The following is a 15,051-nucleotide window of genomic DNA, read 5'->3' as shown; positions in this document are numbered from 1 at the left end:
GGTCCACCCCGTGTGCATTTCTGTCGCGCACGGACCTGCGGGTGCCAGCCGGCGCCCGGCCTTCCCTGCGCCCTTGTCTCAACGAGGGTGATGCGATCGGGCAAAACTCGGGCGGAACGCGCCGCGAGATCGCGAACTCTCGTCCGCTGTTTGAACCGTATATCGGCGCGACGACTAGTCTTGCCCGCTCTCCGTGTCATCGTCCGCGAAGGCGGACGATCCAGTATTCCACGGCAGGCATTGTGCGAACCCAGCGGCGCCACAGAGTACTGGATGCCCCGCCTTCGCGGAGCGTGACACTGTCGTTGTCGCTCTAACGCATCATCATCCGCGCGATCGCTTCCCCGATCACCACCGTCGTGAAGTGGGTGTTGGCCCGGCAATCCGACGGCATGATCGAGGCGTCGGCGACGCGCAGGCCCGCGATGCCCTTCACCGTGCCGTCAGGATTGACCACGCCGTCGGCGTCGTTGACGCCGGTCATGCGGCAACTGCCGGCGGCGTGCTGGATATCGCCGGTCTCACGGCGCAGCAGCGCGTCGAGTTCGTGAGCGGGCAAGGCCGCAGCCTGGGGCAGCGTCAGATCCGTGTCGGCGAGCCGGATCCAATCGGTGATGCCTGATAGCGCCGGCTGGGCGGTGATCACGGCTAGCCGCTTCACCGCATCCATCATGCGCAGCATGTCACGCGGATCGGCCAGCATGTTCTCCTCGACAACAGGATCGATCGCGGGATCGGTCGAGGCCAATTTCAGCGTGCCACGCGAGTACGCGTTGAACAGCCCGGCGCCGATCGCGCCCGGCACGCCGATGCCGCGGTGATTGAAGGCGATCAGGATCATGTCGCGCTTGCCGCCGTCGGCGAGGCCCGACGAATAGGTCACGCAGCAATTGGTGTGGCGGGTGTCCGGATCGGTCGGCCGCAGATTTTCGTGGAGCTGGATCGTGGCGCGAAACAGCGGGTGGTCGAAAAAGTGCCGGCCGACCGGCAAGTCCCGCTCGACCGCGATCCCCATCGCCTTCAGCTCATCCGCAGGTCCGATGCCCGAGCGCAGCAGGATTGCCGGACTGTGGATGGCGCCGGCGCACAGCACGATCTGGCGTGCGCTGATCTCGCTGGTGCCCTGCCCCTCGATGTGGACGCGAAGTCCGGTCGCCCGGCCGTCGCTGATCAGCACGCGATCGACCAGCGCATGCCCGCGAATTTCCAGATTGGCGCGGCCCCGCGCGGGCTCCAGATAACCCTCGTTGGTGGTGATGCGGCGGCTGTCGCGGCTGTTGATGGGATAGCAGGCGACGCCCTCGCCATCAGGGCCGTTGACGTCGGCGCACCAGGGATAGCCGCTCGCCAGCGCCGCATCGCGCAAGCCGCGATCGATGGGCCCCCATTTTTCCGTCGTCGCCCGATAGACCGGCAGCGGTCCGCCGCGGCCGTGGCAGGCCTCGTCGCCAAATTCCAGATCATCCTCGATCACCGAGAACAGCGGCATCACGTCCTTGGCCGACCAGCCGGTGCAGCCATTGGCGGCCCATTCGTCGAACGCATCTGCGACGCCGCGGATGGCGATCTGGCCGTTCATCATCGACGAGCCGCCGAGCCCCTTGCCGCGCCAGTAGAAGCGCGGCTCCTGCCCCGCCACCCGGCGCGTCAGAAGATCAGGCCATTGCCACTTCTCCTGGTACTCGCGCTTGTGGATGATCGGGATCGGATTTGGCGTCATCACTTCCCAGGGCGCCTCGTCGGCGCGCCAGTCCAGACCCGCCTCGAGCAGCAGGACGCGCCGCGCGGGATCTTCCGAGAGCCGTGCCGCAACAGCGGCGCCGGCGGAGCCGCCGCCGACAACAATGACATCGTACATCGCGCTACTTCTCAACGTTCCAGAACACCGGGATGGCGGACGGTATCAGACCGCGCAAACTGGCGCGAGAGGCGGCGGGCTGGGCGAATTGGCCCCACGGTATTGCGGGTGCCTGATCGTACATGACGGCCTGGATCTCGCCTGCGATCTTCTTGCGATCCTCCTCGGCGGGCGCCTTGGCAAAGGCTTCCATCAGCGGCGTGATGCGCGCATCGCACTGCCAGCCGGTGAAGTCGGCGCAGTTGAAGGCGACCATGACGTTGGTCAAGGGCGAGCCGAGGTCGAAGCCGCCGGCGTGAACGCCATAGACGCTCCAGCCCTCCTTCTTGGCGCGGCGCGCCAGCACGCTGGCCCAGTCCATCACCTGGAGGTCGACGTTGAACCCGGCCTGTTTCAGCCGCTCGGCCAGCACCTGCGCCGAAACACGCGGGGCCTCGAGATCGTTGGCCTCCATCACGACCACAGGCTCGCCGGCATATTTCGTTGCCTTCAGCGCGGCCTTCGCCGCTTCGATCGACGGCTTGGCGGCGGCTTCCGTGCCGGCCTTGCTGTCATAGGTGGTGCCGCAGGTGAAGTACGTCGCACAAGGCGCCGCGTATTTGGCGTCCAGGCCGAGTGCGTCCAGCACCTCGCGCTGATCAACCAGCTTCCACAGCACGCGCCTGATGGCGGGATCGTCGAACGGCTTCGATGCGGCGTTAAGGCGATAGGCGCCCGCGAACATGTTGCCGCCGGTGAAATTGACGAGCTTCACGCGGGAGTTCTTCTCCATGGTCGGCAGCAGATCGAACGGCGCGTATTGCATGAAATCGACTTCGCCGGCCTGCAGCGCGGAGGCCGCGGTCGCGCCATCCGGAATGACGCGGATCTCGAGCGTGTCGATGTTGACGCGCTTGCCGCCGGCGAGGAAGTCGGCAGGCTCGGGACGCGGCACGTAGTCGGCGAATTTCTTCAGGACCATGCGATCGCCGGTGCGGTGATCGGCCTTGCTGTAGACGAACGGACCGGAGCCGACGATCTCGGTAATGCGCTGGTCGCCGGGCGTTTTGGCAATGCGCTCGGGCATCATGAAGGCCACCGGGCTGACGGGATTGCCGAGCGCGTCGATGACCAGACCGGACGGCTCCTTCAGCGTCAGCACGAAGGTTTTTGCATCCGCCGGCTCGAGCGACGCCGTGATCGCGAAGATGCGGCGGCCGAGGGCACTGCGGGTGCCCCAGCGGCGCAGCGAGGCGACGCAATCGGCGGCGGTGACCGGCTGGCTGTCATGCCATTTCAGGCCATCGCGCAGCGTGAAACTGTAGGTCAGGCCATCGGCCGAGACCTTCCAGTCCTGCACCATCTGCGGCTTGATCTCGCCTTTGGAATCCTTCGCAAACAGCGTGTCGAACACCATATAGCCGAACGTGCGCGTAATGTAGGCTGTGGAGAAATGCGGATCGAGCGTGACGATCTCCGCCTCGAGCACCGCGACGAGATTGCCTGCGGCATGCGCGGGTGGCGCGGTCAGCGCCAAGGCGAACAGCGCCGGAATGAAAGCCTTCAGTTTGGACATGGAATGAATTTGCCTTTTGACGGAGACGTTTAAAGCCGCCAGACAAAAAGCAATGTTCATGCCCGGAGGGCCGAAACACGTATGCGCTCACGGCTATCTGCCGCGCGTTTGCGCGCCCACACCCTCGCTGTCATCGTCCGGCTTGACCGGGCGATCCAGTATTCCAGAGAAAGCTATGATTGAGCCGAGAGGCCGCGGCGTACTGGATGCCCCGCCTACGCGGGGCATGACACTGTCGATATGGCGACGGCCGCGGACTACCCGATCACCCTGCCGAACTTGTTCGACTTCGGGAATCCCTTCGGCGCGAGGCGGCCGGCATCACCGCGGTTGCCTCGCCACTCCGCGAGCTCCTTCATGGTCGCAGAGAATTCGCGGCCCGCGGAATCCTTCCAGGTCAGGCCCGCCTTGGCGTCGAACACGGCGACGTCGGAAAGACCGCCGTCCTTGTATTTCTGCAGGCGCGCACCGCGGCCACGCGGCATCTCCTGAACCTGGTCGAGCGGGAAAAGCAGCATCTTGCGGTTCTCGCCGATGACCGCGACGGTGTCGCCGAGCACTTCGGTGACCGTGCGCGCCTCGTTCGGCATGTCGACGTTGAGGACCTGCTTGCCCTTCTTGGTGGTGCCGACGCAGTCGTCCTCGTTGACGACGAAGCCCTGGCCCTCGTGGCTCGCGACCAGGAATTTGCGGCCGCCCTTGTTGACGAACAGCGTGACCGGCGCGGCCTCCGGCTCGAGATCGATGAACTGGCGGATCGGCTCGCCATGACCGCGGCCGCCCGGAAGTTTTGCGACATCGAGCGAGTAGAATTTTCCGTTGGTGGCGAACAGCAGCAGCTTCGAGGTCGTTTCCGCGAAGAACGCGAATCCGAGCTTGTCGTCCTGCTTGAAGGCCAGCCCCGAGAGATCCTCGACATGGCCCTTGAGGGTGCGGATCCAGCCCTTGTCGGAGACGACCACGGTCACCGGCTCGCGCTCGACCAGGGCCTCCTCGATCGCGGCGAGATCGTGCTCCGGCGCGTCCGCAAAGGTGGTGCGGCGCTTGCCGAGCGGGGTCTTCGGTCCGAACATGTCGCGGACTTTGCCGACCTGCTCGGCGACCTTCTTCCACTGCTCGGGCTCGGACGCCAGCAATCCCTCGATGCCCTTCAGCTCCTTGCGAAGATCCTTGTCCTCGCTGCGGATCTCCATCTCCTCGAGCTTGCGCAGGCTTCGCAGCCGCATGTTGAGGATGGCTTCGGCCTGCACCTCGGTGAGCTTGAACGCCTTGATCAGCGCCGGCTTCGGCTCGTCTTCGTTGCGGATGATCCTGATCACCTCGTCGATGTTCAGATACGCAATCAGCAGGCCGCCGAGAATCTCCAGCCGGCGCTCGATCTCGGCCTTGCGATGGTTGGTGCGGCGGATCAGCACGTCGCGCAGATGGTCGAGCCATTCGCGCAAGCATTCCGCGAGCCCCACGACTTTGGGAACGCGGCCCTTGATCAGCACGTTCAGGTTCAGCGGAATCTTGTTTTCGAGCTCGGTCAGCCGGAACAGCGATTCCATCATCAGCGCGGGATCGACATTCTTCGACTTCGGCTCGATCACGATGCGTACGTCTTCGGCCGACTCGTCCCTGATATCGCCGACCAGCGGCAGCTTCTTCTGGTCCAGCAGCTCGGCGATCTTCTCGATCAGCCGCGACTTCTGCACCAGAAAGGGTATCTCGGTGACGACGACGACCCAGGTGCCGCGCGCACCTTCTTCCTGCTCCCATCGGGAGCGGACGCGAAACGAGCCGCGGCCGGTGGTGTAGGCTTCAGCGATCGCCTGCTTGGAATCGACGCAGATGCCGCCGGTCGGGAAATCCGGCCCCTTGACCCATTTCAGCAAGGCCTTGGATTTCGCGTCGGGCTTCTCGATCAGATGCAGCGCAGCCTCGCAGAGCTCGGCCGCGTTGTGCGGCGGGATCGAGGTCGCCATGCCGACCGCGATACCCTGCGCACCGTTGGCGAGCAGGTTCGGGAAGCCGCCGGGCAGCACGATCGGCTCTTTCGACTGGCCATCGTAATTGGGGCGGAATTCGACCCCGTCCTCGTCGATGCCGTCGAGCAGAAGCCGCGCGACGTCGGTCATGCGCGCTTCGGTGTAGCGATAGGCGGCCGGATTATCGCCGTCGATATTGCCGAAATTGCCTTGGCCGTCGACCAGCGGGTAGCGCGAGGAGAAATCCTGCGCCAGACGCACCATGGCGTCGTAGATCGCCTGGTCGCCATGCGGATGGAACGAGCCCATCACGTCGCCGACGATTTTGGCGGACTTCTTGAAAGCTGTGCCCGGATCAAGCCGTAGCAGGCGCATGCCATAGAGGATACGCCGGTGCACCGGCTTCAGGCCGTCGCGGGCATCCGGCAGCGCGCGGTGCATGATGGTGGAGAGCGCATAGGCGAGATAGCGCTCTTCCAGCGCCTCACGCAGCGGCACCTCGTGAATTTCGGCCGGTTCCTCCGGCGGAATCAATCGTTTTCCCATGCCGCCCGGTTAAACCGTGGAAGCGAATCGGGCAAGGATCGATTGGTTCCCTGTGGGGGGCCTACTGGCCGGCCCAGCCTGCGGTGAAGGTCTGGGTGGGTTGGGCGTTTTTGGCCTGCGTGGTGGCCGGGGCATTGGGCAGGCACCGCCGCGCCGTCTCGATCTCGGCCTCCGTCGCGCCCTTGGACCTCGCCCATGCCTCTGCGGCCGCAGCGGAATATTTGGCCACATAGAATCTGACGACGGTACAGGAGGCACGGCGAAAGACGCCCGGCTGCTCACCCGCGAGGGCGTCCGGCGCCAGCGCCATCAGCGCTGCCGATATCACAAGTCCCTTGATCAGCATGTGCCTATCCCCGGTTGGAACCCAAAATGGCAAGTCCGGGGAACCACGTTTTGTTCCAGCAGTGGCCGGCCCACCGAGGCATCGCAGAGCGGCGCCAGGCTCATGGCGTCGGAATCGCGGCTTTTGCCTGCTGTCGCGTCAGCGCGTTGATGAAGCCTGCCCGCGCGTCGGAATGGCCCTGCCCCCGCGGCTCCAGCACGTGGCGCAGCAGGAACAAGCCGGTCAGTCGAAAGCCGTCCTGGAGATCCTGGTCGGTGAGGTCGCCCTGCACCTCGCCGTGGCGCAGGAACGGCGGCAGTCGCAACAGGCGATCGCGCCATGGCTCGCCGGCGCCGCGCGATACCGCGCCGCCGGATTTGGGCGAGACATAGATCAGGTCGTTGGTTTCTCCGGTCACCGCGCAGTTTTCCAGCGCCAGCCCGAAGCCGAGCTCGGTGAGCATCGCCAGCTCGAAATGGATCACGTGTACGGCGGCGCTGCCGATGTCGTCGAAATCGTCCAGCGAATGTTCGAGCAGCGCCATGAGGTTTTCGTGCGGATCGCGTTCCGGCAGCAATCGCGCGATCGAGGCGAGATGGGTGATGCCGTAGACGCCGTGGGATGATCCCAGCAGCGTCGCCGCCCGCAGCTTGAGGCCCTCGATGGCGTAGGTGCCGAGATGCTCGTCGAGCCGCGCCCGCCACACCACGCCGAGGCTGTTGCCGGGCTGCAGCAGCGGCCGCATCCGAGAGCCGGCGCCGCCGCGGACGAGACCGAGATGGCGGCCGTGGGCGCGGGTCAGCAGCTCGACGATGGCGCTAGATTCGCCATGCCGCCGCACCCCCAGCACGATGCCTTCGTCGGTCCATTCCATCGGTGAAGTCTAGCGGATTCCGGTCTTCAATCGTAGGGCGGATTGGCGGGATTGCGCGCCGCCAATCCACCTGACGCCTTACGCGTTGAACCAGCCCTGCGCGTCGCCGCGGAACGAGAAATACAATCCCATCGCCGTCAGCACGCAGGAGACGATCTCGATGGCGCTGTCGAGTTCCATGCCCTTCTGGCCGATGATCTGGCCGAGCGAGATCACCGACAGCACGAGCGCTGCCGCCAGCACCCAGCGCGGCCAGTTCTTGCGCCCGCGCGCGGCCAGCCGGACGAAATAAACCAGCAGCAGGATCATGCCGCCGGCGAGCAGCGTCGACGTCATGATCATCTGCTCGGTCATCTCGGCGTTAGGCGTGCGGTCCTGCACCGCCACCGACAAGGCATCCAGCATCAACGATGCATAGAGCAACGCTTCGAAGCGCCGTACGTTGCTGGGTACGCTCATCGCCGACCGATCTTTTCTTGGTTATTCTTTGGGAAATTCCAGGCCCATCTCGCGGTAGCGATCGGGATCGTCGCTCCAGTTCTCGCGCACCTTGACGAACAGGAACAGGTGCACCGGCACGCCCAGGATCTCGCCGATCTCCTTGCGCGAGTCCGCGCCGATCGACTTGATGGTGGCGCCGCCGGCGCCGAGCACGATCTTGCGCTGGCTTTCGCGCTCGACGAAAATCGTCTGCTCAATGCGCACCGACTTGTCCTTGCGCTCCTCCCACTTGTCGGTCTCGACCGTGGACTGGTAGGGCAATTCCTGGTGCAGCTTGCGAAAGATCTTCTCGCGCGTGATCTCGGCCGCGAGCTGCCGCATCGGCGCGTCCGACATCTGGTCTTCGGGATAGAGGAACGGCCCCGGCGGCACGATCTCGGCCAGTGTATGCCTGAGGTCGTCGACGCCGTCGCCGGAGATCGCCGCGATCATGAAGGTCTTTGCGAAGGCCATGCGCTCGTTGGCGGCCTGCGCCAGCGCCAGCAGCTTCTCGCGCTGGACCAGGTCGACCTTGTTGATGACCAAAATCTTCTCGTGCTTGACGCTTGCGACCTTGGTGAGGATCGCCTCAGCCTCCTCGTCGATGCCGGCCTTGGCATCCAGCAGCACGCAGACGAGGTCGGCGTCATGCGCGCCGCTCCAGGCGGTCGAGACCATGGCGCGGTCGAGCCGGCGCTTGGGCAGGAAGATGCCGGGCGTATCGACCAGGATGATCTGCGAATTGTTCTCGATCACGATGCCGCGGATCAGCGCGCGCGTTGTCTGCACCTTGCGCGAGACGATCGTGACCTTGGCCCCGACCAGCGCATTGACCAGCGTGGATTTGCCGACGTTCGGCGCGCCGATCAGCGCGACGAAGCCGCAGCGCGTAGCAGTGGGCGCCTCGCCGCTTGCTTCAACCGTCATTGCCGCCGCCAACGCCTTCACGTTCGATCATCACTGAAGCTGCCACCTTCTCTGCCGCGCGCTTGCTGCCGCCGATGCCTTCCGCCGGAGCGAGTCCCGGAAGATCGACCGCGACGCGGAATTGCGGATCATGATGCGGGCCGGTGCGCTCGACCTCGCGATAAACGGGCGTCGGCAATCCCTTGCCCTGCGCCCATTCCTGGAGAACTGTCTTGGGATCGCGCAACGGACGCCGCGGCTTGTGCATGCGCTCGGTCCAGTTGCGCTTGACGAAGTCGGCCGCCGCCGCGTAGCCGCCGTCGAGGAAGACGGCGCCGATCACGGCCTCGCAGATGTCGCCGAGCACGCTCTTGCGCAGGCGCGCGTCGGCGCTGGGGCCGACCGAGCCGAGCTTGATGTCGTCGAGCAGACCGAGCGACTTGGCGACATCGGCGCAGCTCTCCTTGCGCACCAGTTCGGCAAGTCGCTTGGACATCTCGCCTTCATCGGCGTTCGGGAAGGCGTGATAGAGCATGTCGGAGACGACGAGCCCGAGCACGTGGTCGCCGAGGAATTCCAGCCGCTGATAACTGTCGCCGCGCTTGCGCCCGGACTTTAGCGCGGAGACATGCGTGATGCCTTGCATCAAGAGGTTCGGATCGGCAAAGCTGTAGCCGATGCGTGCCTCGAGCCCAGCGTTCGCATCCGAGCCCCTGGCCTTGCTGCTCCGCACCCGCTTCTTCTTTGCAGGCGTTTTGTTTTCAGGCGTATTGCTCTCAAGGCTCTTGGTCGCAGCTTCGCCGTCGGGGCCCGCTTGCGCCTCGGTCGGTAGGGTCGCGATGTCCTTGGCTTCGTCTTTCATCGGACGATTTTGAAGAAGCGATTCCAGCGCACCGCCCACGGCCAGCGCCAGAACATCCAGGCATGCTCGCCTTCGGCGATCGAGAAGAAGATCATCTGGGCGCGCCCGATCAAATTCTCCTGCGGCACGTAGCCGACCTGGCCGAGGAAGCGGCTGTCGGTGGAGTTGTCGCGGTTGTCGCCCATCATGAAGAAGTGGCCGGTCGGCACGGTGTAGACATTGGTGTTGTCGACGTAGCCGTTGTCGGCGCAGTCCAGCGTCTCGTAGGACACGCCGTTCGGCAGCGTTTCCTTCCAGCGCTTCACCCGGGAGACGCCGCTGCCTTCAGCGCCGCAGGGGTCCTCGCCGATAAATTCGCTCATGCGCTGCCGCTCGACCGGCGTGTCGTTGATGTAGAGCAGCCCGTCCCGCATCTGGATGCGGTCGCCGGGCAGGCCGATCACGCGCTTGATGTAGTCGGTGGAATCATCCTTCGGCAGGCGGAATACGACGATGTCGCCGCGGTTCGGGTCCGAGCCCCAGATCCGCCCCGAGAACAGCGGCGGCGAGAACGGGATCGAATAGTGGCTGTAGCCGTAGGAATATTTCGAGACGAACAGATAGTCGCCGACCAGCAACGTCGCCTTCATCGAGCCGGATGGGATGTTGAACGGCTGGAACAGGAAGGTGCGGATCACCAGCGCGATCAGGAGAGCGTGGATCACGACCCGGATCGTTTCGCCGACGCCGCTCTCAGTTTTCGTTCCTGAAGTCACGCTCATTGCTCTCTCAATTTCGGCCGGCGGTCACAGAGCGCCCTCCTCGCGCGAGCAGCCCACCGCTCGCGGCCTAAGGAGATTGTCCTGATTCTGATAATGAGGGCCAATTCCGGCGTAAAGCCGAATTCGCCCAGCCTGATTTGCGTCCGCGGACTTTTAGACGGTTGTCGGAGGCCACGCAATCAAGGATCGCATCAAAACTGCATAAGCGTTTGATTTTGAACGCGAATTATAAAATGATCGGAGTACCGTCAGGGTTTGGCCAGCGGCACGGCGGAAATGATGACGAAGGCCTGTGCCAAAGGCCAGTCATCGGTGATCGACAGGTCGATCTGCGCCGCGAACCCCTCCGGCGTCAGGGCCTGGAGCCGGGCCAGCGCCCCGCCCGTCAATTGCATGGTTGGCCGCCCTCCCGGCAGGTTGACCACCCCCATGTCGCGCCACCACACGCCGCGCCTGATGCCGGTGCCGAGGGCCTTGGAGCAAGCCTCCTTGGCGGCGAAGCGCTTGGCGTAGGTCGCGACCACCATCTTCTCGTTCTTGGCGCGTCGCTCCGCCTTGGCCCGCTCGGCCGCGGTGAAGATGCGGTCGAGGAAGCGCTCGCCATGGCGATCGATCACCTTGCCGACACGGGTGATGTCGATCAGATCGGAGCCGATGCCGATGATCATGCCCGGCTCCGGCCGCGGTCCATCGCCGCGCGCATGCTGCGAACCGTCTCGGCGAGACCGACGAACAGAGCTTCGCCGATCATGTAGTAGCCGATGTTGAGCTCCATGATGTCCGGCAAGCCTGCGATCGTCTCCGCCGTTGCATAGTCCAGCCCGTGTCCGGCGTGAACCTCCAGCCCCGCTTCCCTCGCCAGCTTCGCCCCCGCCACGATTCGCCGCCATTCGGCCGCGGCCTTATCAGTGTGACCGTCGACGACGGCGTCGCACCAGGCGCCGGTGTGGATCTCGATCACGGGCGCGCGCAGCCGCGCCGCCATCTCGATCTGGGCGGGATCGGCCGCGATGAACAGCGACACCCGGATGCCGGCATCGTTCAGCCGCGCGATATAGGGCGCCAGCGCATTGTGTTGGCCGACGACGTCGAGCCCGCCTTCGGTCGTCACCTCCTGGCGCCGCTCCGGCACGAGGCACACCGCGTGCGGCCTGGTGGCGAGCGAAATGCGCATCATGTCGTCGGTCGCCGCCATCTCGAAATTGAGCGGCTTGGAGATCTCGGCCTTCAGCCGCGCCATGTCCTCGTCGCGGATGTGCCGGCGATCCTCGCGCAAATGGGCGGTGATGCCGTCGGCACCGGCCTCGATCGCCAGCAGCGCCGCGCGCACCGGATCGGGATTGCGGCCGCCGCGCGCGTTACGCAGGGTCGCGACATGGTCGACATTGACGCCGAGGCGGAGCGGAGGTGCAGGCATTTCAGGACTCACGGAATCATAGGAATAGACCAAGGCGGAAAGCGTCTATCCATTAACACGTTCGGCGCGGGCGACGACCGCCTTCGCGCGCAGCTGGGCCAGGATCGCGCTCAAATGCTTGAGATCGTAGACTTCGAGATCGATCGTCGTCTCCGTGAAGTCCGGTGAGCGGCGCTGCATGCTGATGTTGTCGATGTTGCCGTCGTGCTCGGCGATCACGGTCGCGATCTGCGCCAGCGCGCCGGGCTCGTTGACGTTCTCGACCTTGATGCGGGCCGGGAAGCGCTGTGGCGTGGAGTCCTCGATGTCCCAGCGCACGTCGAGCCAGCGCTCCGGCTCCTCCTCGAAATCCTTCAGGGCCGGCGCCTGAATCGGGTAGATGGTGATGCCCTCGCCCGGCGTGACGATGCCGATGATGCGGTCACCGGGCACCGCGCCGCCGTTCGGCGCGAACTTCACCGGCAGGTCGGAATTGATGCCGCGGATCGGGATCGCGACCGGGCTGCGAGGCGGTTCGGACGACTTCTCCTTCAGCTTGCCGGCAAGCCCCTTCTTGACGCCGTAGCGCGCGATGCGCTCCTCCTTGTAGTCGGGATACATCGCACGCGCGACGTGGGAGGCCTTGATCTCGCCGCGTCCCACGGCCGCCATGACGTCCTCGATCGAGGTCCGCGCGAGTCGCGGCAGCGCGCCCTTGAGCTTGTCGTCGGCGTATTCGATCTTGGCGCGCTCGAACAGGCGCTCGACGATGCGCCGGCCGAGACCGACATATTGATCGCGCACCGCAGTCCTGGTGGCGCGGCGGATCGCGGCACGAGCCTTGCCGGTGACCGCGAGCGTTTCCCAGGCCGACGGCGGCGCAGCTTGCGCTTCCGAGGTCAGCACCTCGACCTCGTCGCCGTTCTGAAGCTCCGAGGACAGCGGCGCAAACTGGCCGTTGATCTTGCAGCCCACCGCGCTGTTGCCGACGTCGGTATGCACGGCATAGGCGAAGTCGATCACGTTGGCATGGCGCGGCAGCGCGATCAGCTTGCCCTTCGGGGTGAAGCAGAACACCTGGTCGTGGAACAGCTCGAGCTTGGTGTGCTCGAGGAATTCCTCGGGGTTGGCGCTCTCCGAGAGGATGCCGATGGTGTGGCGCAACCAGGCGAACGCATTGGACTCGCGCTTGAGAAATTCGGTCGGCGAGCCCACGCCTTCCTTGTAGAACACGTGCGCGGCGATGCCGCGCTCGGCGATCTGGTCCATCGCCTCGGTGCGGATCTGCAACTCGACCCGCTGGTTGCCGGGGCCGATCACGGTGGTGTGGATCGAGCGGTAGTCGTTCTGCTTCGGCGTCGAGATGTAATCCTTGAACCGCCCGGGCACGACCGGCCAGTTCGTGTGGACGATGCCGAGCGCGCGGTAGCAGGCCTCGATGTCGTTGACCACAACGCGGAAGCCGAAGATGTCGGACAATTGCTCGAAGCCGACCGACTTGCGCTCCATCTTGGTCCAGATCGAGAATGGCTTCTTGCGGCGGCCATAGACCCGCGCCCCCAGGCCCCGGTGCCGCAGATTGTTGGAGAGCTGATCCTCGATTTCGCCGATCAGATTGCGGTTGCGCTCGGCCAGCGCATCGAGCCGCTGCATCACCACCGAATAGGCTTCCGGGTCGAGGGTCCGGAACGACAGGTCCTCCAGCTCCTCGCGCATTTCCTGCATGCCCATGCGCCCTGCCAGCGGCGCATAAATGTCGAGCGTCTCCTCGGCAATGCGCCGTCGCGATTCCGTCGGTACGAAGTCCAGCGTGCGCATGTTGTGCAGGCGGTCGGCGAGCTTCACCAGGAGCACGCGGACGTCGTCGGCAATGGCCAGCAACAATTTGCGCAGATTCTCGGCCTGCTTGGCCTCCCGCGACACCAGCTCCAGCCGCTTCAGCTTGGTCAGGCCCTCGACCAGCGCGCCGATCTCGGGCCCGAAGATCTGGTCGATCTCGGCCCGCGTCGCTTCGGTGTCCTCGATCGTGTCGTGGAGCAGCGCAGCCACGATGGTGGCGTCGTCGAGCTTCAGGTCGGTCAGAATCGCCGCCACTTCGAGCGGATGGGAGAAGTACGGGTCGCCCGAGGCGCGGGTCTGCGAGCCGTGCGCCTTCATGGCGTAGACATAGGCGCGGTTGAGCAAATCTTCGTCGGTGTTGGGATTGTAGGACCTGACGCGCTCGACGAGGTCATATTGACGCATCATGCGCGCGCGAGGCTTCGCCGGGCGCGCCACCGGCGCAGTCGGGGCCACGGCAACCGATTCGGTTGCGGCCTGCATCTGCGTTGGTGTGCGGCGTCGATATACCATGCCGTCCTGCCTTCAAACGGGCCACGACACAGCCCGTTGTATACATCTTAGCTCCGATCGCGCGCGTGTCCGATCAATTCAGTGACAGGAACAGGCGCGAACCGATGACGCTATGGTAACCACGAAAACGCCAACAAAAGCAAAGGCCCGAACAACGGTTCGGGCCTTTGATAAGATCACAAAGAAGTCGATGAGCGCGATGGGACGATTACTCGTCCTCCTCGGGCTGCTCCTCGGGCGGCGCCAGGCCTTCGAGACCCTTCAGGAGCTCTTCTTCCGTCATGCGCTCAACGGCGACTTCGGTATCGTCTGCATCCACGCTCGCACCGGCGGAACCGATCAGCGGCACGGTGTCCGGCTCGGGCTCGTCGACCTCGACGAACTTCTGCAGCGAGTGCACCAGCTCCTCGCGGAGGTCCTCCGGCGAAATGGTGGTCTCAGCAATTTCGCGCAATGACACAACAGGGTTCTTGTCGTTATCGCGGTCAACCGTTAGTTGTGAACCAGACGAAATCATGCGGGCGCGGTGGGCGGCCAGCAGGACCAGGTCAAACCGGTTGTCGACCTTGTCGATACAATCTTCTACGGTGACGCGAGCCATCGACTGTCGCTCCGTTGTGGGTGGGACGAAATATGTGGATGAATGGCGGTAGTTATAGGGGCCGGGAGGGTTTCGCAAGGCCAATTTGTGATTTGGCCTCGCCAAACGGCTCTGCTACCCCCACATTGGGGCTGGGATGGGTGGTTTCCCGGGCCGCTGGGGACGGCGGCGCCGGGAGTGTGCAAGTTGGCCATAACTATACCTTGATTGCCCCGACTTCTCCGGATTTGCGGTTTCGACGGGTTTCGGCGGGACTTTAGAAGTGCGCGGCTTGCTGTCGCCGCGCCAACAATAAACGATCAATCACGAACTCTACGCGAGCAAACTGAATGTCACCTTCCTCTTCCGACAAGATCGCGCTCTTCATCGATGGAGCCAATCTCTACGCGACGGCGAAAACTCTGGGCTTCGATATCGATTACAAGCGCCTGCTGAAGGAGTTTCAGAGTCGCGGGACGCTGCTGAGGGCGTTCTACTACACCGCCATCATCGAGGATCAGGAGTACTCCTCGATCCGGCCGCTGATCGACTGGCTCGACTACAACGGCTACACCGTCGTCACCAA

14 protein-coding genes are annotated in these 15,051 nt (G+C 64.5%); 1 reads left to right on the top strand and 13 read right to left on the bottom strand.

The window, feature by feature from the left end:
- Window positions 1–313 precede the first annotated feature (313 nt).
- From AC0L3J_RS36500 to rpoZ, 13 genes are all read right to left on the bottom strand, one after another.
- Window positions 314–1,858 carry a GMC family oxidoreductase gene (locus AC0L3J_RS36500; RefSeq protein WP_473350304.1) on the bottom strand — a complete coding sequence of 515 codons (1,545 nt, stop codon included), beginning with the start codon at window positions 1,856–1,858 and terminating at the stop codon, window positions 314–316.
- Between the two features lie 4 nt (window positions 1,859–1,862).
- Entirely contained in the window at window positions 1,863–3,413 is a 1,551-nt protein-coding gene (locus tag AC0L3J_RS36495) for an ABC transporter substrate-binding protein (RefSeq protein ID WP_473350303.1), read from the bottom strand.
- Between the two features lie 257 nt (window positions 3,414–3,670).
- Window positions 3,671–5,929: a DNA topoisomerase IV subunit A gene (parC, locus tag AC0L3J_RS36490; protein ID WP_473350302.1), complete on the bottom strand. Its 2,259-nt coding sequence runs from the start codon at window positions 5,927–5,929 to the stop codon at window positions 3,671–3,673.
- 61 nt (window positions 5,930–5,990) lie between these two features.
- Window positions 5,991–6,275: a hypothetical protein gene (locus AC0L3J_RS36485; protein ID WP_456764019.1), complete on the bottom strand. Its 285-nt coding sequence runs from the start codon at window positions 6,273–6,275 to the stop codon at window positions 5,991–5,993.
- Between the two features lie 100 nt (window positions 6,276–6,375).
- The gene (recO, locus tag AC0L3J_RS36480) at window positions 6,376–7,128 is read right to left on the bottom strand and encodes a DNA repair protein RecO (protein ID WP_473350300.1); all 753 of its coding nucleotides are present in this window, start codon (window positions 7,126–7,128) and stop codon (window positions 6,376–6,378) included.
- 78 nt (window positions 7,129–7,206) lie between these two features.
- Window positions 7,207–7,587 carry a hypothetical protein gene (locus tag AC0L3J_RS36475; protein WP_473350299.1) on the bottom strand — a complete coding sequence of 127 codons (381 nt, stop codon included), beginning with the start codon at window positions 7,585–7,587 and terminating at the stop codon, window positions 7,207–7,209.
- Between the two features lie 21 nt (window positions 7,588–7,608).
- Entirely contained in the window at window positions 7,609–8,535 is a 927-nt protein-coding gene (era, locus tag AC0L3J_RS36470; protein ID WP_456764016.1) for a GTPase Era, read from the bottom strand.
- Window positions 8,525–9,376: a ribonuclease III gene (gene rnc, locus AC0L3J_RS36465; RefSeq protein WP_473350298.1), complete on the bottom strand. Its 852-nt coding sequence runs from the start codon at window positions 9,374–9,376 to the stop codon at window positions 8,525–8,527. Before rnc ends, era begins: the two co-directional genes overlap by 11 nt.
- Window positions 9,373–10,137: a signal peptidase I gene (gene lepB, locus AC0L3J_RS36460; RefSeq protein ID WP_473350297.1), complete on the bottom strand. Its 765-nt coding sequence runs from the start codon at window positions 10,135–10,137 to the stop codon at window positions 9,373–9,375. Before lepB ends, rnc begins: the two co-directional genes overlap by 4 nt.
- 248 nt (window positions 10,138–10,385) lie before the next feature.
- The gene (acpS, locus tag AC0L3J_RS36455) at window positions 10,386–10,805 is read right to left on the bottom strand and encodes a holo-ACP synthase (RefSeq protein ID WP_007611179.1); all 420 of its coding nucleotides are present in this window, start codon (window positions 10,803–10,805) and stop codon (window positions 10,386–10,388) included.
- Window positions 10,802–11,554: a pyridoxine 5'-phosphate synthase gene (locus tag AC0L3J_RS36450; RefSeq protein ID WP_473350296.1), complete on the bottom strand. Its 753-nt coding sequence runs from the start codon at window positions 11,552–11,554 to the stop codon at window positions 10,802–10,804. Before AC0L3J_RS36450 ends, acpS begins: the two co-directional genes overlap by 4 nt.
- A 45-nt stretch (window positions 11,555–11,599) precedes the next feature.
- Window positions 11,600–13,885, bottom strand: coding sequence for a RelA/SpoT family protein (locus AC0L3J_RS36445; protein ID WP_027567287.1), 2,286 nt, complete (start codon window positions 13,883–13,885; stop codon window positions 11,600–11,602).
- Window positions 13,886–14,093: 208 nt separating this feature from the next.
- Window positions 14,094–14,486, bottom strand: coding sequence for a DNA-directed RNA polymerase subunit omega (gene rpoZ / locus AC0L3J_RS36440; protein WP_007603391.1), 393 nt, complete (start codon window positions 14,484–14,486; stop codon window positions 14,094–14,096).
- A gap of 329 nt (window positions 14,487–14,815) precedes the next feature.
- On the opposite strand from rpoZ, the gene AC0L3J_RS36435 reads away from it, so the two are divergent.
- Window positions 14,816–15,051 (top strand): NYN domain-containing protein (locus tag AC0L3J_RS36435; RefSeq protein WP_473295457.1); only part of this gene is annotated, 236 nt, incomplete at its 3' end.

This window comes from Bradyrhizobium sp. Kon37 (genome assembly GCF_055807535.1).
The sequence above is the reverse complement of the archived record's forward strand: the minus strand, read 5'-3'. Positions and strand labels throughout refer to the sequence as shown.